The organism is Staphylococcus nepalensis (assembly GCF_002442935.1).
Classification (GTDB): Bacteria; Bacillota; Bacilli; order Staphylococcales; family Staphylococcaceae; genus Staphylococcus; species Staphylococcus nepalensis.
Genome location: NZ_CP017466.1, coordinates 1,945,568 through 1,971,015 on the forward strand (window position 1 = coordinate 1,945,568; position 25,448 = coordinate 1,971,015).

The window sequence follows — 25,448 nt, forward strand, 5'->3', positions numbered from 1 at the left end:
ATTATGACAAGTTATCTCTCCAATCAACTAATGTACTAATATCATTTTCAGAAATTTCTCCATTTTCCCTAGCTACTTCAATAAGTTCATTATAATCGCTTAAAGTATAAAATGGTATATTGACTTGTTCAAATAAGGTTTCAGCTTTTTTTAAACCATATGTAAAAATCGCCACGACGCCCAATACATTTGCGCCTGCAGCTTTTAAAGCATCCACTGCAGTGATTGAAGATCCACCGGTTGAAATTAGATCTTCTACAACTACCACATTTTTATCGTGACTTATTGCGCCTTCGATTTGATTTTGTTTTCCGTGACTTTTACTTTTTGATCTAACATAGTTCATTGGTAAGTCCATTACTTCAGATACATAAGCTGCATGCGGTATACCAGCTGTTGCTGTACCAGATACAATATCTACATTTTCAAAATGAGACTCAATTAAATCACGCAAACCATCTCTAATATGTCGGCGTACAGTTGGATAACCTAACGTCACTCGATTATCACAATAAATAGGCGATTTAATACCTGAACTCCACGTAAATGGATTGTTAGGAGACAATGATACTGCCTCTATGTCTAATAATGATTTTGCAATTGTTTTAGTCATGTGATTTAAACCAACTTTCTTTAATATTTTGGTAACTCGTCACCGGCGTTTGACTCTTAGTAATTGGACGTCCGACAACAATATGGGTAGAACCTAAGGCACTCGCTTTTTCTGGTGTAGTGATTCTGTGTTGGTCATCTGATGTAGCATTTTCTGGCCTAATGCCTGGTGTGACTTTTAAGAAATCATCTCCTAATTCACGCGTTAACAATTCAGCTTCAAGTGGCGAGCATACAACGCCATCTAGACCCGCTGACTTAGCCAAATTGGCATAATTAAGTACCGCTTCATCTATTGTACTTTGAATATTTTGTTCATTGTTCAACATGGCTTCGGTAGTGGATGTTAATTGTGTGACAGCCACAATTTTCGTATGTTGATTATATTTTCTAATGCCTTCTAAAGCACGTTTCATCATTTCTGAACCACCTGCTGCATGCACATTGACCAAATCAACATCTAATTTACTTAAACCTTCCATTGCTTTACTTACTGTATTGGGAATATCATGTAATTTTAAATCTAGAAAAATGCGATGCCCCCGTTCCTTAATAGATGCTATTAAGGAAGGTCCAGTTTGATAAAATAGTTCCATGCCTACTTTAACGAATAAAGGTTCATCAAATTGATCTAAAAACTGTTCAACCGTTTCTATAGAATCAAAATCTAAAGCAATGATAGGTAAATTATTTTGCATATCTAACGCCTCGCACTTCCTTTTTTTATATCATGTGCCAAAGCCGAGTTTAAGATATTAATAATATCAACGCTCGAGCCCTTAGCTTATAAATGATTTATTTACATATTTTTCATTGTAAAAGTCATACTTTCTATTACACTGGTCAAAGCTTCTGCTGTGTCTAGTGATGTTAAACAAGGCACACCATTTTCTACTGAAGCACGTCTGATTTGGAAACCATCGCGCTCAACCGCTTTACCTTTTGTCATGGTATTAATCACAATTTGTACATTGTTATTTTGAATTTGAGTTAACAAATCATTCTCTCCACCGATTTTACCAACAGTTTCAGCGTTAATATGATAATCTTGTAATGTTTTAGCTGTACCTTCTGTGGCTAATACGTTGTAACCAACTTCTTTCAAACGAGCAGCAACATTTACAATTTCGTTTTTATCTTTATCACTGACAGTCATCAATACAGTACCACAATCTTTAACTTCCATACCGCTTGCTGTTAGCCCTTTATATAACGCTTTTTCCATAGTTTGGTCTTTGCCCATTACTTCTCCAGTTGACTTCATTTCAGGCCCTAATGTGACATCAACATTTTTCAATTTATTAAAGCTAAATACCGGCACTTTAACAAAGACACCTTCAGCATAGGGTTGGATACCTTCTTTATAACCAAGCGAAGCTAAGTTTGTACCTATAATTGCTTTCATAGCCAACTGCGCCATTTGTATATTTGTAATTTTACTTAAAAATGGTACTGTACGACTCGCACGTGGATTAACTTCTAAGACATATACACCATCATGTGCAATAACAAATTGAATATTAATTAACCCAACAATATTTAATCCTTTAGCTAATCGAATCGTAAAGTCTTCCAATGTTGTGATTTCTGCTTGTGTCAACGATTGAGGTGGGTAAACTGCTATCGAATCACCTGAATGTACACCAGCTCGCTCTATATGTTCCATTATGCCAGGGATAATCACTGTCTCGCCATCTGATATAGCGTCTACTTCGATTTCTTTTCCTGTGAGGTACCGATCTACTAATACGGGATGATCTGGACTGGCTTTAACTGCTTGATTCATATAGTTTTCTAATTCTGTATCACTATTCACGATTTCCATCGCGCGCCCACCTAATACATAAGATGGTCTAACCACCACTGGATAACCAATGTGTCTCGCATTTTCCAGTGCTTCTCCAGGCGATGTTGTTGTCTTACCATTCGGTTGTGGTACACCAATTGTATGCAACAATGCTTCAAATTCTTTACGGTCTTCAGCTCTGTTTAAATCTTCTAATGATGTCCCAAGGATGTTAACTTGATGTTTTGCAAGTTTATCTGCTAAATTGATTGCTGTTTGACCGCCAAATTGAACGACTACCCCTTTAGGTTGTTCTAAATCAATAATATTCATTACGTCTTCTTCTGTTAAAGGTTCGAAGTACAATTTATCTGAAATGGAAAAATCTGTAGATACAGTTTCAGGGTTATTATTGACGATAATTGCTTCATAACCAGCTTGTTGAATCGCCCATACAGCATGTACCGTTGCATAATCAAATTCAACACCTTGGCCAATTCTGATTGGTCCTGAACCTAAAACTAATATTTTCTCTTTGTCAGTTATTATAGATTCATTTTCTGTTTCATACGTACCATAATAATAAGGTGTCGCTGACTCAAATTCTGCTGCGCACGTATCTACCATTTTATAGACAGGGGTTATGCTATATTGTTTTCTTAATTCATAAACTTCTGGTTCTGTCATATCAAAACGGTGTGCGATGACGCGATCACTAAATCCATAACGCTTAGCAAATGCTAAGTAGTCAACATCGCCTTTATGCGCTTTTAAACCGTGTTCGATTTGGATAATGTGTAAAAACTTATTTAAAAAGAAATAATCAATCTTAGTCAATTCATGTATCTCTTCTAATGTTGTGCCACGACGTATCGCTTCGCCTATAAAGAATAGCCGTTCATCATCTTGGTCTTTAATACGTGATTTGATATATTCTAAATCATAAGATGCACCATTGGGCAAACCTAAGTGATGGACACCGTATTCTAGCGAACGAATCGCTTTTAATAATGATTCTTCATACGTTCTACCAATGGCCATCACTTCACCAGTTGCTTTCATTTGCGTCCCTAAAACACGCTCGCCCTTTTCAAATTTATCAAATGGAAAACGTGGAATTTTAGTAACAACATAATCTAACGCAGGTTCAAATGCTGCATATGATGTTTTGGTAATAGGGTTTAACATTTCATCTAATGATAAACCAACAGCAATTTTTGCAGCTAGCTTAGCAATGGGATAACCTGTCGCTTTAGAAGCTAAAGCTGATGAACGGGAAACACGCGGGTTCACTTCTATGATGTAATACTTCATCGAGTGTGGATCTAATGCCAGTTGTACATTACAACCACCTTCAATGCCTAAAGCACGTATTACTTTTAATGAGACATCTCGCAACATTTGGTATTCAACATCTGACAGCGTTTGGCTTGGTGCGACCACGATTGAATCACCAGTATGTATACCCACCGGATCGATATTTTCCATATTACATACAACCATTGCATTACCATTTTTGTCACGCATCACTTCATATTCAATTTCTTTGAAACCAGCAATAGATTTTTCAATTAAACATTGTGTCGCAGGGCTATAATGTAAGCCATTTGAAACGACTTCTTTAAATTCTTCATCGTTATAACAAATACCTCCGCCTGTGCCCCCCATAGTAAACGCAGGTCTAACAATTAACGGGTAACCTACTGCTTCTTTAAATTGGAATGCTTGCGCTAATGTATTGACAATATCACTTTCTGGTACAGGCACATCCAAATCATTCATCAAGTTTCTAAATAATTCTCTATCTTCTGCTTGTTGAATGGACTCTAATTTAGTACCTAATAATTGAACATGGTTGTCTTCTAAAACACCACTCTCATGTAATTCTATAGCCATATTGAGCCCAGTTTGTCCCCCTAGTGTAGGTAGTAACGCGTCTGGCTGTTCTTTACGAATAATACGTGTGATAAAATCATGCGTTAATGGCTCAATATAAACTTTGTCCGCAATTTCATTGTCTGTCATAATTGTAGCTGGATTTGAGTTCACTAAGATAACACGATAACCTTCCTCGCGTAATGCTAAACAAGCTTGCGTACCTGCGTAGTCAAATTCTGCTGCTTGACCGATGATAATAGGCCCTGATCCAATAACTAAAATTGTCTTTATATCGTTACGTTTAGGCATTTGTCAAAAACTCCTTCGTTTTAAAATGATGCATCATTTCAATAAACTCATCAAACAAATAATTGGAATCGGTCGGTCCTGGCGCGGCTTCGGGATGATATTGTACTGAAAATGCCGGCAACGATTTATGTTTCAAACCTTCAATAGTGCCATCATTAATTGCAATATGTGTTATCTCTAACTCTGTGTTTACCAATGAATCTTTATCGATTGCATAGCCATGATTTTGGCTCGTTAATGCCACTTTGCCACTCTTTAAATCTTTGACTGGGTGATTGGCCCCTCTATGTCCAAATTTCATTTTAAAAGCGCTCGCTCCCTGAGAAAGTGCAAATATTTGGTGACCTAAGCAGATGCCGAAGAAAGGCATTTTTCCTAAAATGCCTTTCAGCATTTCAATTGCCACCTCTATTGCTTCAGGGTTCCCTGGTCCGTTAGATAACATAATGCCATCCGGCGACATTCTAATGATTTCTTCGGCTGTTGTATTATAAGGTACAACTATCACATTGCAACCTCGTGAATTAAGCTCTCTAACAATGTTTTGTTTCTTTCCAAAATCTACAAGCACAACGCTCAAATCATAACCAGTTGATACATATGGCGTTTTAGTAGAGACTGCTTTCACTTCGTCTCTTGGTAATTCTATCACTTTCAAATCCTCTGTCAGCCTTTGTATATCTTCCTTATTATCAGTAAACGTTGCTTTTAAAACGCCATAGTTTCTAATTTTACGGGTAATACTACGCGTATCTACACCTGAAATTCCGGGTATTTCATATTCTATTAATACATCGTTTAATGTTTTTTGCTTACGAAAATGACTTGGATAATCACATGCTTCTTTAACGACTACACCGTTTAATGTTGGTATTAATGATTCAAAATCATCTCTATTAATACCATAATTTCCTATTAAAGGGTACGTGAATGTAATAATTTGTCCAGTATAGGAAGGATCTGAAATTGTTTCTTGATAGCCTGTCATAGCTGTATTAAACACAATCTCACCTTTTGTTAATTTATTTGACCCTAATGCGTAACCTTCATAATATGAACCGTCTTCTAGAACTAAATAGCGTTTTTGCAACATTACTTTTCCTCCTTAAATTTAACTTCCCCTTCTACTATTGTTAATATAGGAGTTCCATATACTTTCTCACCTATAAAAGGTGTGTTTTTGCCTTTAGAAGCGAAGTCTTCTGCTTTAATTTCTCTTTCTTCATCTAAATTAATGACAGTGAGGTCAGCTAAACCACCTTCTTCTAAAGTGCCATATGGTAAACCAAACGTCTTGGATGGTTTAATTGTTAAATAGTCAACAAGTTGTTGTAATGACCAATTACCATTTTTCACAAAATGTGTATATAATAATGGAAATGCAGTTTCGCTACCTACGATACCAAATGGTGCTTTAGTCATTGGTTGTGCTTTTTCTGCTTCTGCATGTGGTGCGTGGTCTGTCGCAATACAATCTATTGTTCCATCTAATAACCCTTCAATTAACGCTGCTTTGTCTTCTTGGCTTCTTAATGGTGGATTCATTTTATAAATTGCATCGTCTCCTGGCACATCATCTTCTGTTAGTAATAAATGGTGTGGTGTAACTTCAGCAGTAACATGAATACCTGCTTTTTTAGCATCCCTAATCGTTCTGACACTTTCTTTAGTTGATACATGACACACATGGTAATGCGCGCCAGCTGCTTCTGCTAATAATACATCTCTCGCAATTTGTACTGCTTCACATATATTAGGAATACCAGGTATACCCAATGCTTTACTTCGCTCTCCTTCATGCATAGCGCCGCCATATATCAAGCTGTTATCTTCACAATGTGCAACAACCGCCTTATTCACTTTAGCTGCTTGTTGCATTGCTTCATACATCATATTAGCTTGTTGTACACCTACTCCATCATCTGTAAATGCGAACGTATTTTGATCTGCTAACGCTTTAAAATCAACATGTGATTCGCCAGCTTGTCTTACAGTAATAGCACTGTAAGGCAAGACTCTTACCTGTGCATTTTTTTCAATTAATTGATTTAAATGTTCTAAATTCTCTACAGAATCAGGTACAGGACGTGTGTTAGGCATTGGGCATATAGTAGTAAAACCCCCTCTTGCTGCTGCTTTAGTACCGGTAACAATGGTTTCTTTATGTTCTCCGCCTGGCTCTCTTAAATGAACGTGTACATCAACCAGGCCAGGGGATACAAATTGTCCATGTACATCAATGATTTCGATATTATTGTCTACCTCAATTTGTGGTGCAATTTTCTTGATGTATTTACCTTCAATTAATATAGAGGCTGATTTAAGTTCACCCTCTTGTAGTATTTTTGTATTAGTTAGCAATTTCATTTAATTTTGCCCCTTTCGCTTGTAAAATGTATTCAATAACAGCCATACGCGTGTACATACCGTTTTCCATTTGTTTAAATATACGTGACTTATCTGCTTCAACCAAGCAATCGTCAATTTCTACACCGCGATTGACAGGTGCAGGGTGCATGACGATGGCTGAGGATTTTAAGCGATTATAGCGTTGCTTAGTCAATCCGTAATTTTGATGGTAGTTTTGGTTTTCAAAATCAGCTACCTCACCATCATCATGTCTTTCATGTTGCACTCTTAACAACATGACAATGTCTATATCTTCAATTTTTTGATCAATATCTACATATGGTGCTTCTAAAGTTTCGTCTCTCCATGTTTCAGGGCTTGAGAACATTACATTTGCACCAAGCGCAGTCAAGCTTTGATAATTACTTCTTGCTACACGAGAATTTTTAATGTCTCCGCATATCAATACATTTAAACCTTTAAAAGTTTTATATTCTTCGTAAATTGTCATGAGATCTAATAAACTTTGTGTTGGGTGTTGGCCACTCCCATCACCTGCATTGATAATCGGCAAGTTCAGTGAATTTAATTCATTATAGTATGTGGTATTTGAATGTCTAATTACAAGAACATCTGCACCGACCTGTTCTAGCGTTTTACATGTATCATATAAACTTTCACCTTTTTGAACAGAAGAAGTGCTCGTCTCAAAATCAATTAACTTCAATCCTAATTTTTGTTCTGCTACTAAGAAACTACTTTTTGTTCGTGTTGAATTTTCGAAAAATAAATTTGCTACGAACTTATCTTCATATCTATGTGGCTTAAAGTTACCACTTTTAATACCGCTCGCGATTTCTATTAGTTCATAAATCTCATTTGTAGTTAGATGTTCCATTGATAGTAAATTATCCATTTTTCCAGCCTCCTAATAATGAAATACTTGTTTATTTAATCGTTGCAGATGCTTTGGGTAAAATTAAATTTAATATGATACCTGCTAATGCTGCTAAGGCCATACCTTCGATTTCTAAGTTGATACCTACGCCATTTAAGTTAAAGACCAAATTACCTATCCCGATAACCAATATGACTGATGCAATAACAAGGTTTCGGTTACTTGCAAAATCTACTTCACTTTCTACTAACATCCTCAAACCACTTGCTGCAATGATACCGAAAAGTAATATTGATACGCCTCCCATAACAGGTGTTGGTATAGACGAAACGAGCGCTGTAAATTTTCCAACAAAACCGAGGATAATTGCTATCACTGCAGCCCCTCCAATTACGTATATACTATAAATCTTTGTGATTGCTAAAACACCAATATTTTCACCGTAAGTAGTACTCGGAGGGCCACCTATGATACTTGCAAACATCGTTGACACACCGTCACCAATAATCGATTTATCTAATCCAGGATCTTTAAAGAAATTTCGTCCTACTATTTTATTAATAACCATTTGATGTCCAATATGTTCACTTACAGTTACAAAAACAATCGGTATTAAGACAAGTATCAATCCAAGATGTATCGACGGTGTATAATCTTTAAATGGCAAATATACTTCTGGAAATTGTAACCATTTCGCTTCAGCTACGGGCTTAAAATTAACAAGTCCCATAAATATCGATACCACATATCCCGTTATGATTCCTATCAATACCGGTATCAAAGACAAGAAACCTTTAAAGTAACCTTGGACAATAATAGTAACAAACAAAGTAATCATCGCTACCACTAAATAACTTAAGTTATAACCTTTCATCTCTCCAGAGTTTTCAAACATAGCCATATTAACTGCGGTTGGTGCAAGACTCAAGCCAATGACCATAATTACTGGTCCTACTACAACTGGTGGCAACAAGTGCATAAGCCACCCCGTCCCACTTAATCTAATTGCTAACCCTATAAGCACATACATAACGCCGCTCATAAATAATGCCATTAACATGTCTCCAAGGCTATGCGAATTCAAACCAGTAATAATCGGTGTGATAAACGCAAAGCTTGATCCTAAATAGGCTGGTATTTTCGCTTTTGTAATCAAAATATATAGTAAGGTTCCTATACCAGATGCTAATAATGCAGAAGATATAGGTAATCCTGTTAAAAACGGTACTAATACTGTTGAACCGAACATTGCAAATAAGTGCTGTGTACTTAAAAATGCCCATTGTCCTAATTTAGGTCGTTCTCGTACATCTAATACTGGTTCGGCTGTTCGTTCGAATATTGTTTCGTTCTCCATGTTTTTACGCTTCCTCTCATAAAAAAATCTCTTTACATTATATTCATGTAAAGAGACTAAAAAGTATCTACCCTCTGCCTTGAACTAAAGTACCTCACACTTCAAACTACTTAAGTAGTTTGTCATATGCGTATACTTAAACATCCAATCAAATGGTATGAAGAGAATGTTATAGCGTGTGCTTTATCGCTATAATATCTCATGTGGTTAATTATTTTATTTCACTATCATAGATTACCACACGATTCCCTCCCTTTTTCAGTCTCTCGTACTGAATTAAAAGGTTTTAAATTATTCAATTACTACTGCATTTCGGCTATCAATTTCACTAAGAAAAACCGAAACAGCTTCTTCTCTAGCAGTAGGGATATTTTTCCCAACAAAATCTGCGCGTATAGGCAATTCTCTATGCCCTCGATCAATAAGCGTGGCAAGCCCAATCTTTTTAGGTCTCGCGTACTGCAATATTGCATCTAATGAGGCTCTTACTGTACGTCCTGTGTATAAAACATCATCAACAATGATCACGACTTGATTTGTAAGGCTGACGTCGATTTTGTATGTTTTTTCGTTTGCCTGTTCTGTCGTTTGCTCAAGATCATCTCTAAATTGAGTGACGTCAATCGTACCAGTTGGCACGGTTATCTCCTCAATTTGTTCAATTTTTTGCTGTATACGATGTGCTAGAAACGCACCTCTTGTTTTAATACCTAGTAAAATCAAATGATCAGTACCTTTATTATATTCTAAAATTTCATGAGCGATACGTGTAATTGTTCTTTGAATGGCTGATTCATCCATGATAACGCGTTCTGACATTTTTAGGCACCTACCTTAATCTTAATAATATAAAAAACCTCATATCTTTAGAAGACATGAGGTTAACTAATAAAATATTACAAACAAAGTATCAAGAGACGTATCTGTGCGTTTAGATGATTTCTCCTGCATAACATGGTGTCAATCTACTGTTATGCTTTTATCGTGTTATTTCGTAGACTACGAGAATTTTTAGCAATTAACTTACTAAAATTTTTGTTTGTATATTCTATTTTCATTACATGCCTTCGAAGCCTCTCTGGACTTTCATTTAAAGACGTTCGTTCTTTATTAAACTGTCACTATATTATCACGAATCACCTATCGTTGCAAGCACTATTCGAAGATGCACCTTCTTTTTGTTAATTTAAATATTTAATTATATTAAAAAAACTTTAAGCGGGCCATATATGGACTGCTTTGTCGTTAACCAAATAGCATAACTATAGTAAAAACCCCTCACTATTCATTTAGTAAGGGGTCGATTCATCATTTCCAAATCCGAGAGGACAGAAATCTTATTTTTAATTTAATTATCTGATTTTCGTATATCATTTAATAACTGTTCAAAATCATCTGGTAATGGCGCACTTTTTTCTATATATGCCTGTGTCACAGGATGCTCAAAACCAATTACTGCAGCATGCAATGCTTGACCACCAATGTCTAGTGTTTTCTTCTGACCGTATTTTGGATCGCCGACTAAAGGGTAGCCAATATATTTCATATGCACACGAATTTGGTGTGTACGACCAGTTTCTAATTGACATTCGATTAAAGTGTAATTGTTAAAATGTTCGAGAATATTAAAATGCGTAATTGCGTCTTTGCCATCGTCCACGACTGCCATAGATTGACGATCGTTTTTATTTCTACCAATCGGTGCGTCCACAGTACCATAATCGTGTGGAATATTACCGTGAACTAATGCAATGTATTTACGCGTCACTGATTTATCTACCAATTGCTCTACTAATCCGCGATGTGCCACATCATTTTTAGCTACCATTAATAAGCCAGATGTATCTTTATCAATACGATGCACGATACCTGGGCGTATCTCCCCATTAATACCTGATAAATTTTGCATTTGATACATTAAACCGTTGACTAATGTATTCGTATAATGCCCTGCTGAAGGGTGAACAACCATACCTTTAGGTTTATAAACAACCGCTACATCATTGTCTTCATAATATATGTCAAGATTTAAATTTTCTGGTTTAATATCTGCTTCGACTACTTCTTTTTCAGTGACTACAATGCGGTCATTTAATTTTGTTTTATAATTAGATTTAATTACTTTATCATTAACTTTAACAAGCCCCTCTTTAATCCAATCTTGCATTTGGGTCCGTGACCATTCATTGTTAAATTCGGGCAACACTTTATCAATACGTTGTCCTGCGTTAACAGCGTCTTCTATTTTAAACTCATGCATCTCCATACATTACCTCTCCTATTCTTCTGTTTTCATATCTTTCAATAAAGCGATTATAATCAATAATACGCCTATAGTTAAACTGGAATCAGCTACGTTAAATATTGGAAAATTATAACTAAATATATAAGTATCTACGAAGTCTACAACTTCACCATTTAATACACGATCAATAAAGTTGCCTAGAGCGCCAGCAAACAATAAGCTTATAGCAACTTGCATTAATAAATTATGTTTCGCTTCTTTTATATAAAAAACAATAAGCACGATAAGTATGACTACAGTTATAATATAGAAAAATGCCATTTTACCACTTAAAATGCCCCACGCTGCGCCACTATTTCTATGTGAGGTGATGTTCAAAAAATTAGGAATAAGTTCAAATGAATCACCAATTTGCATTGTTTTAGTAATGATGTATTTTGTGATTTGGTCTAATATTAATATAACGATTGTTATAAATAAAGAAATACCAATATAGTACTGACGTTTCATGTCTGTACCTCCTATTTATTCTACGTGCGATCGCTTTTGATAACAACTCTCATTATATCCTAATCAAACTTATAAAAAAAGTTACAGTTTCAATAATGTTCTAACTTTTTAAAATCGTTCTTGTGCTATTTTTCATTTTAAAGCACAGAATAATAATTAAATCTAAATTGAATACCATCAGGTCCAGTTAATAATGTATGTGTCGTTTCTGGAAAATGAAAATCTACGCAAGCTAAGCCATATGTTCTGTTATTTTCTATTCTTTTTATGCTTGATAACCAATTATTAACTACAAGATGCTGATGATATCCATTTGAAGCTAAATAAACAGCACTATTCGTTTCTTCAGATGATGGTTCTAAACCAAAATAGTTTTTATAATATTGTTTGACTCTGTTGAGTCGAACCGTTTTTAAATTAATATAACCTATGATGCTTTTATCAGGAATACCTTGCCATTTATCATCTGATACATGTGTTAATAATTTAGGTACATTTAATGGCTTGGTTTCTAAAATTGCCTTTTCATTTTCAATAGACCAATCTTCAATCGGATTATCTACATAAAACTCCAAGCCATTCCCTTCAGTATCTTCCAAATATAATGAAGTTGAAATGTCGTGTTCTCCACCATTGATTGGTATTTTATATTCACTCAATTGTACAAGTAAGTCAGCTAAATCTGTTTTAGATGGTAATTTAATGGCTAAATGAAATAAACCAGCTTCTGAAATTAATGGTTCTCTGCCCATATCAATCTGGTTTAATGTTACAAAATGATTGAGATTACCAATTTCATATTGCATGGTAGAATATGACTCATTGACTACATTCAGTCCAATGATATCACCATAAAATTTCTTCATTTCTTCTTTATCTCTTACATTTAATAAGATGCCATTTACAAAATGTGCACTTTCGTTATGGAACATATTTAACACCTTTCTAATTGCTTATTGTTTCTATTATATACGAATCACTAGATTAAAAATTTTAATTTGCTCACTTAAAATAAAATTTTTCAGTTTAGATAAATTTTTAGTTAAATGCTTATATAAGCGAAAAAGAGAGTCTGAAACATAAGAAATGTCTCAGACTCATCTTTGTTATTAGCAATAGTTGTTTGGTATGAAAATAAGCTTATATCAAGCTATATTTTTTTCAAGGCATCTATGCTAGGAACATATCGAAACCTTTTTAAACACTGCGTTTTCTATCCTATTCCTCATTTCACATATTATAAAATAAATGTTATTTGAATAACACTTAAACAAGTGTTTTAACTACTGCTTGGCAACGTGGACATAGATTATCTAACTCGCCTACAGCGCCTAATGCTTCACTATAATTCCAACAACGTTCACATTTTTCACCATGTGCATGTTCAATACGGATATCTCCATATGGATATGATTCGCCATTTTCAACTTTATCTACTACTTCTGCTTGAGAAGTAATAAACAATTGCTGTAAGTCAGAAAATTGTTGTAAGAATGATGTAGCATCAAATTGATCGTTATTGCCGATAATGACTTTTGCTTCTAATGATTTTCCAATGACTTTCTCATTACGCGCAACTTCTAAAGCACGATTCACATCATCACGTAATTTCATAAATGTATTCCATTTTTCCATAAATTCGGTGTCTACTTCTACGCGTTCTGGCATACGGCTTAAATGAACACTTTCTTCCTCAACGTGTGGAATATGAGACCATACTTCTTCAGATGTATGCGCTAAAATAGGCGCTAATAATTTCGTCATATCTACTACGATTTGGTATAACACCGTTTGCATACTACGACGTTTATGTGCATTTTGCGCTTCGATATATAAAATATCTTTACCATAATCTAAATAGAAATTACTTAGTTCAACATTGATAAAGTTTTGTAATTCTTGATAAATATCTAAATAATCATAGTTATCATAGTTGTCTAATGTATGAGCAGTAAATTCGCGTAATCTATTTAATAAATATTTATCTACTTCTAATAAATCTGCTTCAGCTATTGCATCCGTTACTGGATTATAATCATTTAAGTTACCTAACATAAATCGTAATGTATTTCTAACTTTACGATATACGTCAGACGTTTGTTTTAAGATTTCATCCGAAATACGAACATCTGATAAATAATCAACACTACTTACCCAAAGACGTGCGATATCTGCACCTTTTTGTTTCACAATTTGGTCAGGCACAATAACATTACCTAATGACTTACTCATTTTTTTACCTTCCCCATCCATAACAAATCCGTGAGAAAGTAACATTTTGTATGGTGAAATGCCTCTTGTTGCAACAGAAGTTGTAATTGAAGAGTTAAACCAACCGCGATATTGGTCACTACCTTCGAGATATAAATCTGCAGGATAAGATAGTTCAGGACGTTCTTCTAATACACCGCGATGTGACGAACCTGAGTCAAACCAAACATCCATGATATCTGTCTCTTTCGTAAATTCACCATTAGGGCTACTTGGATGTGTAAATCCTTCAGGTAATAAATCTTTTGCATCGCGTTCAAACCAGACGTTTGAACCATGTTCTTGGAATAAATCTGCAACATGATTAACTGTTTCTTTAGTCATAATGATGTCGCCATTTTCTGCGTAAAATACCGGTAATGGCACGCCCCAAACACGTTGACGTGAAATGACCCATTCACCACGATCTCTTACCATGTTGTAAATACGCGTTCTGCCCCAATCAACTTTAAAGTGCGTATTTTCGATTGCATCTAAGATATCTTGACGTACTTTATCAATAGACGCAAACCATTGTGGCGTTGCACGGAAGATTACAGGTTTTTTAGTACGCCAATCATGAGGATAACTATGTGTCATAAATTCTAATTTTAATAATGAACCGTTCTCTTTTAAGAGATCCGTAATTTCTTTATTCGCTTTATCATAGAACATACCTTCAAATTGTCCGGCTTCTTCAGTAAATACGCCTTTGTCATCCACAGGACTAATAACTGGTAGATTATATTTTTGTCCAACAACAAAGTCATCTTCCCCGTGGCCAGGCGCTGTATGAACACATCCTGTACCAGCATCTGTTGTAACGTGTTGTCCGTTTATCACTAGTGAAACTCGATCAACAAATGGATGTTGCGTTTCAACGTATTCTAGTTCTTTCCCTGTGAATTCTCTTTCTAATACAATGGCATCTTCATCCCACTCTAACGCTTCAGCAACACTAGCTACTAAATCTCTGCCGATAATGTATTTTTCACCATTTACGTTATATTGACCATAAGCTAAATCTGGATGCACTGTGATTGCTACATTGGATGGTAATGTCCATGGTGTTGTAGTCCAGATTACAAATTTTGCATCTTCATCTACAATACCTTTGCCATCTTTAACATCAAATGCCACGTAGATAGAGGGTGAACGCTTATCTTGATATTCAATTTCTGCTTCTGCTAGTGAAGATTCACTGGATGGTGACCAATAAACTGGCTTTTTACCTTTATAAATAAGACCTTTGTCCGCCATTTCACCAAATAAACGAATTTGAGCAGCCTCATATTCAGGTTTTAATGTGATATATGGATTCACAAAATCACCTTTAACGCCAAGTCGTTTAAAATCTTTTTTCTGATTTTCAATTTGTTCTAATGCGAACGCTTCACATTTTCTTCTGAATTCAGCAATTGACAACTCTTTACGTTTAACACCCTTTTTAGTAAGTGCTTGCTCAATTGGTAGACCATGTGTATCCCAACCTGGAACGTAAGGTGTATAGAATCCTTGCATTGTTTTATAACGCGTAATAAAATCTTTTAGTATTTTATTTAGCGCATGCCCCATGTGTAAACTTCCATTCGCGTATGGTGGACCATCATGTAAAATATAATGTGCGTTACCTTTATTTTGTTCTAGTGCTTTTTGATAAATATTTTGAGCATCCCATTCTTCTTGGATTTTTGGTTCTTTATTTGGTAAACCTCCACGCATTGGGAACTCCGTTTTTGGCATTAATAACGTATCTTTATAATCCATTTCCTACACTCCTTATGACAATATTCTGGCTAAATTTATTTTTAACAATAAAAAGAACTCTAAGTTCAATTAACAGGGACGATATTCACCGCGTTACCACCCAGATTAACTCAACTTAGAGTTCTCTCATTGCTTATATTTGGTTAAAACACCAGTGATATAAAAAACAAACATATATTAGGCTCACACTATCCCTAACTCGCTTTGATATATTGACTGTTTCTTACGCGTCTGCTGTTCATTATTTATTCTCTTTATCATTTGATGTTTCATCAGCTGTTGCTTGCGCATCTGCCTCTGCTGTACTATCGGCTTCTGCTCTTGCTTTCATAGCTTTTTCTTCATCAGTTAATTCATTTTCGTTTAAATGGTTAATATTTTCTTGAGTTACTTGTTCAGAATCAAGATCATAATTTAATAAATAATCCCAATCGTCATTTTTGAGTAAATCTAATTGCGCTTCTACTAACATGCGAAAACGGGATCTGAATATTTTTGATTGACGTTTCATATCCTCTGTTTGGAAAGAAAGACGACGTGCCTTTTCAACTGCATCATTGACAATGCGATCAGCTTCACTCTTAGCTTTAGCAATTGTTGCGTCAGCTTCTTTGTTTGCTGCTTCTTTTGTTTCTTCTCCAGCTTGTTTTGCTTGAATTAAAGCATCACTCACAGATTGATGTACATCTTTATAAGATTGAATATTCGTTTCTTTATCTTCGATTACTTTTTCTAATTGTGCTTTATCTTCTTTTAAACGTTCAATTTCATTGCTAAGTTGTTCTAAATAACTTTCAACTTCAGTTGGTTCCAAACCCGTTTTCACACGTGTAAATGTTTTGTTTTTTATTTCACTTGGTGTAAAAGCCATGCGCCCGTGTCCTCCTTCTATAATACACTATTTTAGTATTTCATTAAATATAATAAACAAAATTTCAATTTTTATACATTCGGTTTCATGTTTTTCATTTGTTATTCATTAGATAATTTCATTTTACGTTCTATAAGTATAACTTATTTAAATAAAGTTTTGTAGGAAATACGAATTTTATCTTTTTTTGTTTTTCCACCAATATCGGTAATCATTGCTCGCCCATACCCTTGAACAGATAATAAATCGCCTTGATCTAATTGAAAATCAACTGAATCAATAATGGTATGATTGACTTTGACACGCTTTTTCTCTATTAACTGTTTACCAATAGAACGAGATTTACGAATAATTTCTTTTAATACAACATCTAATCGCAAACCGCTCACAGTCGTATCAAATGAGCGCCAATGCTCTTTTGATTGTATCATATTTTTTACAAGTATAGCATTTAGTTTGACTGTAGCGCCTTTGATTTTATTTAATTCTAACATAATATAAGATTCCAACTGTTTTGTCAAAGTAAATTGTATACGATCATCTATCAAAATATCACCTAGTTGGTCTCTTTCAATACCTAACGACATAATAGTACCTAATATATGTTGATGCTGTAGCGTAACAAATTTTTGAGGATAATCGATTTCAAATAAACTAATCTCAAAATCTTCAGCTTCTGGTCGGAAATATTCTGGTGCGATAATAGCTCTTTGCCTCTCTGCAAAAGGCCCACCGTAAAAAGTAACTTCTAAATCTTGAAAAGTGCCGACAATCACATTGAGAATATATTGTCCGCGTGGATCTAAAAAAGATGTTAAAACAGGAGCATATTGTTCATTTGCTTGCTTAGACTTATCTATAAGTTGATCTATTAATTCATGTTCTTCTTTTCTAAAATGTTGATAAATATCGATGATACTTCACCCCAAATATAATATAAAGCACCTCGCGTTTTTAACGTTAGGTGCTTGGCATTCATTTTATACATTAGTTTTCATAAAACGCTTATGTTTCAATAGTCATTTATAGAAGAGATTACGCTAAAGAATTGATTATAAAGTTAAAAATATTTGCCAATCCCATTCTAAATAAAACTAAAACAACAATCGCCACAATGGATGAAATATCAATCATGCCAATTGGCGGGATAATCTTACGGAAAGGTTCTAAAAACGGTTCATATATTTTTGTTAAAAATTGACCGAATTTATTTTCACGTGCACCCGGTAGCCATGACATAAAGAAATATACAATCATTCCATAATAATAGATTTGAACCAAGAATAAAATAAATTGAAATATATTTGCTAATAAACTTAAATCCATTATTATTTACCTCTATTCGCCTTGGTATTCCATATTTTCAATCTGGTCTGTGATACTTCCTGCAACTTCAACATTATCTGGCGTACATAAGAATATATCAGAGCCAACACGTTGAATATCTCCACCAATTGCATAAACAGTACCACTTAGAAAATCAATAATTCTTTTTGCAGACACTTTATCAATACGTTGCAAGTTTACTAAAGTTGCTCTGCGATTTTTTAATTCATCTGCAATATCTTGTGTATCTGAAAAGACACGTGGTTCAAATAAACACATTTTAGAACTTTCTTGGGCAAAGTCATAATTGTTTTGATCTTGATTATTCATGTTCACCACGTTCCTAGTATTATTTTTAGGTGCACTGTTATTCATCTGATACTTCCTTTCACCCGTTGATTGTTGTAATCTTGTTGGTTGTTTTTTGGGCACGGACTGTAATCGTTGTCTTTCTGTATTATCAGTTTGTTGGTTATTATAATTTGTCTGAGACTGTGCTTGTTGTTTATTTTGTTGATGATTCTGTTCTTCTTCTGGTGGCGCTTTTAAATCGTCATCTTCTTCTTCAACTACGAAAAAACCACTAAATAAATCTTTTAAAGCCACGGGGCTCACTCCTCTTTTCCTACAAGTTTAGTCCCAATTCTCACAAATGACGCACCTTCTTCAGCTGCTAAATGGAAGTCGTTACTCATCCCCATCGAGAGCTCAGTACACGGCGCATAATTTAAATTGAGCGCTTTAATTTCATCTCTTTTTGCTCTTAATAATTTAAATAATTTTTTAATATACGGCGCATCATCCGTAAATGGTGCCATTGTCATAAGACCAATTACTTCTATATTTTCAAATTGCTCTAAACGCTTGATAAATGTCTCAACTTCATCTAAAGCAATACCTTGTTTAGACGTTTCTCCGGAAACGTTCACTTGCACAAAACATTTCACTTTATGTTCTGCTCTTTTATTAATTTCTTTAGCTAATTTCAGACGATCTAATGCATGGAAATAATCTATCTCGTTGATGACATCTTTTACTTTTCTTGTTTGTAATGAACCGATGAAATGCATGGTAACATCGTCTGGTAAAGCTGATTTTTTTTGTTGAAAACCTTCTAAACGGTTTTCACCAAACTGTCTAATTCCTGCATTATAAGCATCCTTAGCTCGCTCTATTGTAACATACTTTGTCACTGCTATCACGTCTGGCAATGTTGAAATATTACCTTTTTTACAATGCATTTCTAACTGCTCATTAATCTGTTTTAAACTTTGTTGTACGTCCAATTTCTACACACCTCTTTGTTATTGACCAATATAAGCTAACATACGACCTGTATCGCCTTTTTCAACTCTATATGAAAAGAATAAAGATAAATCTTCTGATGTCGCATAATTTGTAATATAAATATTATCTTTTGGAACACCGACATGCTCTAATAACATAGCATTTGCTTTTTTCAAATCAATGCCATGACGATTTTTACCTCTTGTCTCTATATACTGATGGATATCAATCGGTAAATCCTCAAACTGATGCTTGATATCATCATTAATTTCATAAGAATTAGAGGTCGCTGGCCCAACAACAACTTTCAAATCATTTAAATCAAACGGTATATGTTTCACCATTTGATTAACAATTTGTCCAACTGTGCCTTTCCAACCTGCATGCGCTAAACCTATATATTGATGTTTTTCACTGTAAAAATAAATAGGTACACAATCTGCATAGCACATTGTAAGTAAAACGTCTTTTTCAAAGGTATAAAAACCATCTACGCCATGTAACTCATGAGTAAGACAGTCGATGTTGGCGCCTCTGTCTTCTTGATTAACTTCAACCACTCGATTTTCATGTGTTTGAATCGGGAAAACCCATTTCTCTCTTGGAAATTGAATTATAGAAGCTAATAATTCTTGATGTTTTGTAATGTTATCTTGATTATCGTCAATATATCTTGCCATATTGAATGCATTTCTTGGATAATCGCTTAATCCGTCTTCTCTTGTTGTTATACCCAATTTCACATGATTTAATTGTTCATCGTCATATTTGAGTATATGACGATCTTTGATAAATTTATCTTGCATGTTATAAACCTCCAGCTGTTCCAACACTTACTTCATTTGGGCGACTTTAAAAGTTTAAAATAGCATTTCCCCCAATGATATATATCGCTTAAATAATATGACAATCTTTTAATTCAAAAAAGTCATCAGATCTTTGGACCTGATGACATCTTTATATTTTATGTTGTCTAAATAAATATTAATAATTATGAAAAACTAACAAGAAGAAGAAGTCAATCTATTATTAACGTCTAGTTCTTCTAGAACGTCTCTCTTCTCTGTTTCTGATAAAGCTAGGAATATCATCTTCATTTGTAGTATGTGTTCTGCTTTCATTTGCATTATCTGCTGGTTGAGAAGCGCTTGATGAACTTGACGCATATGTGTCTTCTTTTCCAGAAGTATTTCCAGATGTTGCGCTGCTACCAAATCCAGTATTTGAAGCTTTGCGACCTTGAGATGAAGGTTTATCTTCAAAGCCTGTAGCAATTACAGTTACTACAATTTCATCTTGTAATTCTGGGTTAATTACAGTACCGAAGATCATGTTAACATCTTCATCAGCCGCATCTTGAACAATATCTGCTGCTTCTTGTGCCTCGAATAATGATAGTGATTCTCCACCAGTAATATTCATTAACACGCCTTGCGCACCAACGATAGAAGTTTCTAGTAATGGTGAAGAAATGGCTTTTTTAGCAGCTTCTACAGCACGGTTTTCTCCTGAAGAAACACCGATACCCATTAGAGCAGAACCTTGGTTAGACATAATTGTTTTAACGTCTGCAAAGTCAAGGTTAACTTCACCTGAAACTGCGATAAGGTCTGAAATACCTTGCACACCTTGACGTAAAACATTATCTGCTTCTTTAAATGCTTCCATCATTGGTGTAGATTTATCAACAATATCTAATAAACGGTCATTAGGGATGACGATTAATGTATCTACTGCAGCTTTCATTGATTCTACGCCAGCAGCAGCTTGCGTTTGACGTTTGCGACCTTCGAAACCGAACGGACGCGTCACAACACCAACTGTTAACGCTCCCATTTCTTTTGCAATTTTTGCTACAACCGGCGCTGCACCTGTACCAGTACCGCCACCCATTCCAGCTGTTACGAATACCATGTCAGCACCTTGAATGGCATCTTCGATTTGTTCGCGGGATTCTTCTGCAGCTTTTTTACCAATATCAGGGTTTGCACCAGCACCTAAACCACGTGTTAACTTTTCACCAATTTGGATTTTAGACTCAGCTTTAGATAAGTTTAAAGCTTGTCCATCCGTATTGATTGAAATAAATTCAACATTATTCATACCATGGTCAATCATTCGGTTAACAGCGTTATTTCCGCCGCCCCCTACACCGATGACTTTTAACGTCGCTAAATGATTAAATCCTTGTTCAAATTCTAACATTTAAATTTCCTCCTAGTTTTAGTGGCCAATCAATCGAATAGAGATTTCATAAGTTTTTTGAACTTACCTTCTTCTTTGTCTTGAGGTTTACGATCTTCGTCTTGTTCAACATTGACTTCTTCTTCGTATGCCTCAGACGCTTCTGGTTCTTCTAAATCAGAAGTTGATGTATGTGGCTCTTCTTGTTTGTTTGATTTCTTTTTGAACCAATCAAATCCGCTTGACTTCGTACTATTTTCTCGATCATTTGATTCGATGACTTCTTCTTCGAATTCTTCACTGTCATGATTATTAATTGTAACATAATCTAGTAATTCGTCGAAAGTAATGCTACTAGAAATCGTTGAAATCGCTGAAGAGAACTCAGGTTTTCTGATACCCATTTGAGATGGAGTATGAATTCTCACTTTTTCACTCACCATATCTTGTAACAATTCCTTAACACCTAATAAATTAGCTGAACCACCAGTTACAACAAAACCGCCATTCACTTTCGTTAACCCTAATTCTTGTAACACATCAAAGACATTAAAGAATATTTCTTCAACACGTGCTTCGATTATATCTGCCAAATCTTTTTGAGTGAATTGTGCTTCTTCTTCACTATTTACTTGATCAACTGTGAATACATCATGGTCAGATGCTGATTCAAAGAAAGCATGCCCGTATTGATGTTTGATTTTTTCAGCTGTTTCATATGATGTATTTAAGCCTTTCGCTATATCTTCTGTTATATCTCTTCCAGCCATTTCTATAGCATCAGCATCAACAAGCTCTCCTCGCTCATAAAATGCCAATTGTGTTACATCTTCGCCAATATCAATCACACATGCGCCAAGTTCTTTTTCAGTTGCTGAAAGAACTGAGCCATAGTTATATGCATCAGAATAAACATCTAATACATCTACACCACAAGATTCTACACATTTAATCATATTTATTAAGATTGATTTTTGAATCGCAATGACACCAGCTTCGACTTTCAAACTATGTCTTGCAATCAGTTCTTTAGGATCTGATACTTCATTATCTCCATCTACTATAAATTTAATTGGGAAAGTGTTTATAATTTCTGTTTCAGGCACGTCATTTTTTTCACGAATACCTTCAAGCACACTTTCAATATGTGTACCGTCAAGTTCTGTATCTTCATAAAATTCTATTTCATTTGATTCATCAAATACTTCAGTTCCTATGATAGGAAGTTTTAAAAATACTTCTTTCACATCGACACCTGAAGCAATAGAGGCTTTTTTAATTGTGTCTTTGACCGCTTGTTTTGCAATATCAAAGTCATCAATGAGACCGTTTTTAATCCCACTTGTGTAGGTCTGTCCTGTACCTATCACATTTATTCCATTGTGAAATTTCTCGCCTACTATCGCTTTAACGCTTGACGAACCGATATCTATACTTACATAATAATGCTCTTCCATAGATAGGCACCTCCTGACAATAACTTATTCATGTTCACACTATTAACAGTTTACAATACGTTTTGATGCTTGTGAACTATAAACACATGTATTTGTCTAAATTTTTTAATTATTTTTGTCTGATTCTTTATTAATCTTATTTAATGCACTTTGTAACTCATCTTTTGCCTTATCTTCTTCTGAATTTCCTTTATCTACATTTTGATCACTTGTTGATTTAGTCGTACTTCCTCCACTATACGGTATGAAAGATGCTCCTACTGACAAATCGATATAACCTGATTTTTTTAATTTGCCTGATTCATCGCGTTCTAGTGATTGTGACATTTGTGGGTAATACTTCATTTTATTTGCGATTGTGTTTAGATTCCCTACTATCTGAATTTCATCTGTTGTAAATAACTTAATTTGGTTTTGCAAATTTTCTTGTGGGTCATATTTTACTTCTGCAATCATACCTCTTACATTTGCAGACATTTTTGCGAGTTCTTGAATAATTTTATCTTTTTTCTCTTTTTTAAACCCTTCTAAAACCGGTCCATCATCTGTCACATTGCCATCTTCGTAATTTTCTAATTCTGTACCATCTTCAAGTATGGGCACGTATTTATCTTTCTTTTTGGTCAAGGCAACAATTTGATTCTCAGTCACTTTGACATTCAATTTATTTGGTAGTTGCTTAGTAACTTCTGCGTCCTTAATCAATTCATTTTTCTTTAAGTTTTTTATCGCTTTTGAAGTACTATAAGTATACATTCTAGAATCGTCTTTAACGTTAATTGCTTTTTCAATTGAAGTTTGAGATACATTATCATTTCCTTCAATTTTCACTGAATTAATTTTACTTAATGGAGTGAACATATAAATAAGAATGAGCAGTATCACAAACAACAATAAACCAAACACTGAATATTGAATTTGTTTTTGTTTTTTGCGACGTTTTGCTCGCTTCTCTTTTAAATATTCAGAGTCAAATTCACTTACTTTATCTGACATATATTTTCACGCCCTTTAAAGTGAAGGTAAGTGCGCTTGAAAACGTTTAATAAATCGATTTCCGCGCTCTTCAAACGTATTATATTGATCCCAACTTGCACAAGCTGGCGATAATAATACAACGTCATTAGGTTCAATAACCGATTGTACTCTATCGACTGCATCTTCTACATCTGTTGCTTTTATTACATATTTCCCTTGGTTTTCACCTAATTTCACAAATTTATCTTGTGTTTCTCCAAAGGTAACCAACACTCTGACGTTGTTCATGTATGGAATTAATTCATCAAATCCATTGCCTCTATCCAAACCGCCACACAACCAAATAATAGGTTGTTCGAATGAATTTAACGCAAACTGTGTGGCTAATGTATTAGTAGCCTTGGAATCGTTATAATATTTATTTGTTTTATTTGACCCTACATATTGCAGCCTATGTTCAATTCCTGAGAATGTTGTCAAGCTTTCAATGATTGCTCTTACAGAAACACCGGCTAATAAAGCGGCTAATACAGCAGCTAAAATATTCTCTAAATTATGTTCTCCAGGTAATACTAAATCATCTTTATGAATGAGGCGAAAACCTTTAAAGGTAATATAACCTTCTTTCACATAAATGCCATCAACCTCTTGGTGGGTCGAAAAATAATATGCTTTAGCTCTTAATGATTCGGATTCAATAAGGTGTCGCTGATGATAATTACATATTAAATAATCATTTTCTGTTTGATTTTTGTATATTTGTTTTTTCGCATTTTGATAATTTTCTAAGGTTTCATGATAGTCTAAATGGGCAGAATAAATATTCGTTATAATAGAAATATGTGGCTTATATTGGTCAATACCTAATAACTGAAACGAAGATAATTCTGTTATTAGATAATCATTTGCTTTTACTTCTTGCGCAACTTTTGAAGCGACATAACCAATGTTTCCTGATAATTTACCAGTTATCCTACTTTTTTTAAACATATCTCCAATTAGTGACGTCACCGTTGTTTTTCCGTTTGTACCTGTGACTCCTATGATTGGCGCTTCAGAAACTAAGTAACTCAATTCTACCTCAGTAAGTATTTTCAACCCTCTGTGTTGCGCCTCTTGGATCAGAGGCACAGTGTAAGGTATGCCGGGGTTTTTGAAAATTAACGGCTCGTTATCAAGTAAAGATAATGGGTGTTGACCACCAACTACTTTGACACCCATATTTTCCAAATCAATTGCATGTGCATCTTGACTTAAGTCTTTACCATCGTTAACGACGACGTTGGCCCCCAGTCCCTGTAATAACTTAGCAGCTTCATAACCACTTTTCGCTAACCCGATTACTAATACATTTTCATCTTCTAAACCTGTATATTTCAGCAAT

At 34.7% G+C, this 25,448-nt stretch carries 21 protein-coding genes and 1 pseudogene; all 22 read right to left on the reverse strand.

The annotated features are described in order from the left end of the window. Position 1: 1 nt before the first annotated feature. Positions 2-613 carry an orotate phosphoribosyltransferase gene (gene pyrE, locus BJG89_RS09270; RefSeq protein ID WP_096810319.1) on the reverse strand — a complete coding sequence of 204 codons (612 nt, stop codon included), beginning with the start codon at positions 611-613 and terminating at the stop codon, positions 2-4. Then, positions 606-1,310: an orotidine-5'-phosphate decarboxylase gene (gene pyrF, locus BJG89_RS09275; RefSeq protein WP_096810320.1), complete on the reverse strand. Its 705-nt coding sequence runs from the start codon at positions 1,308-1,310 to the stop codon at positions 606-608. The genes pyrE and pyrF overlap by 8 nt, the downstream gene beginning before the upstream one ends. A 101-nt stretch (positions 1,311-1,411) precedes the next feature. Next, positions 1,412-4,585 carry a carbamoyl-phosphate synthase large subunit gene (gene carB, locus BJG89_RS09280; protein ID WP_096810321.1) on the reverse strand — a complete coding sequence of 1,058 codons (3,174 nt, stop codon included), beginning with the start codon at positions 4,583-4,585 and terminating at the stop codon, positions 1,412-1,414. Continuing rightward, complete coding sequence (locus BJG89_RS09285) at positions 4,578-5,678, reverse strand: carbamoyl phosphate synthase small subunit (protein ID WP_096810322.1); 1,101 nt, start codon at positions 5,676-5,678, stop codon at positions 4,578-4,580. The genes carB and BJG89_RS09285 overlap by 8 nt, the downstream gene beginning before the upstream one ends. Next, positions 5,678-6,952, reverse strand: a complete 1,275-nt coding sequence (locus BJG89_RS09290) for a dihydroorotase (RefSeq protein WP_096810323.1) — start codon at positions 6,950-6,952, stop codon at positions 5,678-5,680. The genes BJG89_RS09285 and BJG89_RS09290 overlap by 1 nt, the downstream gene beginning before the upstream one ends. Continuing rightward, positions 6,936-7,850: an aspartate carbamoyltransferase catalytic subunit gene (locus BJG89_RS09295; RefSeq protein ID WP_096810324.1), complete on the reverse strand. Its 915-nt coding sequence runs from the start codon at positions 7,848-7,850 to the stop codon at positions 6,936-6,938. The genes BJG89_RS09290 and BJG89_RS09295 overlap by 17 nt, the downstream gene beginning before the upstream one ends. A gap of 31 nt (positions 7,851-7,881) precedes the next feature. Continuing rightward, a complete protein-coding gene (locus BJG89_RS09300) occupies positions 7,882-9,189 on the reverse strand; it encodes a uracil-xanthine permease family protein (RefSeq protein WP_096810325.1) in 1,308 nt (435 codons plus the stop codon). Between the two features lie 291 nt (positions 9,190-9,480). After that, on the reverse strand, positions 9,481-10,008 hold the full coding sequence (gene pyrR, locus BJG89_RS09305; RefSeq protein WP_096810326.1) for a bifunctional pyr operon transcriptional regulator/uracil phosphoribosyltransferase PyrR: 528 nt from the start codon (positions 10,006-10,008) through the stop codon (positions 9,481-9,483). A gap of 529 nt (positions 10,009-10,537) precedes the next feature. Continuing rightward, positions 10,538-11,455 carry an RluA family pseudouridine synthase gene (locus tag BJG89_RS09310; RefSeq protein WP_096810327.1) on the reverse strand — a complete coding sequence of 306 codons (918 nt, stop codon included), beginning with the start codon at positions 11,453-11,455 and terminating at the stop codon, positions 10,538-10,540. Positions 11,456-11,467: 12 nt separating this feature from the next. Further along, a complete protein-coding gene (gene lspA, locus BJG89_RS09315) occupies positions 11,468-11,944 on the reverse strand; it encodes a signal peptidase II (protein WP_096810328.1) in 477 nt (158 codons plus the stop codon). Between the two features lie 137 nt (positions 11,945-12,081). Beyond that, the gene (locus tag BJG89_RS09320; RefSeq protein ID WP_096810329.1) at positions 12,082-12,876 is read right to left on the reverse strand and encodes a VOC family protein; all 795 of its coding nucleotides are present in this window, start codon (positions 12,874-12,876) and stop codon (positions 12,082-12,084) included. Between the two features lie 334 nt (positions 12,877-13,210). Next, positions 13,211-15,961, reverse strand: a complete 2,751-nt coding sequence (ileS, locus tag BJG89_RS09325; protein WP_096810330.1) for an isoleucine--tRNA ligase — start codon at positions 15,959-15,961, stop codon at positions 13,211-13,213. 241 nt (positions 15,962-16,202) lie between these two features. After that, positions 16,203-16,832 carry a DivIVA domain-containing protein gene (locus tag BJG89_RS09330; protein WP_096810331.1) on the reverse strand — a complete coding sequence of 210 codons (630 nt, stop codon included), beginning with the start codon at positions 16,830-16,832 and terminating at the stop codon, positions 16,203-16,205. 143 nt (positions 16,833-16,975) lie between these two features. Next, positions 16,976-17,749 (reverse strand): YlmH family RNA-binding protein, encoded by a 774-nt coding sequence (locus tag BJG89_RS09335; RefSeq protein ID WP_096810332.1) that lies wholly within the window; start codon positions 17,747-17,749, stop codon positions 16,976-16,978. Positions 17,750-17,867: 118 nt separating this feature from the next. Next, positions 17,868-18,158: a YggT family protein gene (locus BJG89_RS09340; protein WP_096810333.1), complete on the reverse strand. Its 291-nt coding sequence runs from the start codon at positions 18,156-18,158 to the stop codon at positions 17,868-17,870. 12 nt (positions 18,159-18,170) lie between these two features. Beyond that, positions 18,171-18,764 (reverse strand): cell division protein SepF, encoded by a 594-nt coding sequence (locus BJG89_RS09345; RefSeq protein ID WP_096810334.1) that lies wholly within the window; start codon positions 18,762-18,764, stop codon positions 18,171-18,173. Between the two features lie 5 nt (positions 18,765-18,769). After that, a complete protein-coding gene (locus tag BJG89_RS09350) occupies positions 18,770-19,444 on the reverse strand; it encodes a YggS family pyridoxal phosphate-dependent enzyme (protein ID WP_096810335.1) in 675 nt (224 codons plus the stop codon). 18 nt (positions 19,445-19,462) lie between these two features. Next, a complete protein-coding gene (gene pgeF, locus BJG89_RS09355; RefSeq protein WP_096810336.1) occupies positions 19,463-20,251 on the reverse strand; it encodes a peptidoglycan editing factor PgeF in 789 nt (262 codons plus the stop codon). 223 nt (positions 20,252-20,474) lie between these two features. Then, positions 20,475-21,650 carry a cell division protein FtsZ gene (ftsZ, locus tag BJG89_RS09360; protein ID WP_096810337.1) on the reverse strand — a complete coding sequence of 392 codons (1,176 nt, stop codon included), beginning with the start codon at positions 21,648-21,650 and terminating at the stop codon, positions 20,475-20,477. Between the two features lie 29 nt (positions 21,651-21,679). Continuing rightward, a complete protein-coding gene (gene ftsA, locus BJG89_RS09365) occupies positions 21,680-23,086 on the reverse strand; it encodes a cell division protein FtsA (protein ID WP_096810338.1) in 1,407 nt (468 codons plus the stop codon). A gap of 105 nt (positions 23,087-23,191) precedes the next feature. Then, positions 23,192-23,971: pseudogene (locus BJG89_RS09370) on the reverse strand (cell division protein FtsQ/DivIB); the annotation flags it as partial. A 126-nt stretch (positions 23,972-24,097) separates the two neighbouring features. After that, entirely contained in the window at positions 24,098-25,447 is a 1,350-nt protein-coding gene (gene murD / locus BJG89_RS09375) for a UDP-N-acetylmuramoyl-L-alanine--D-glutamate ligase (protein WP_096810340.1), read from the reverse strand. Position 25,448: the final 1 nt, after the last annotated feature.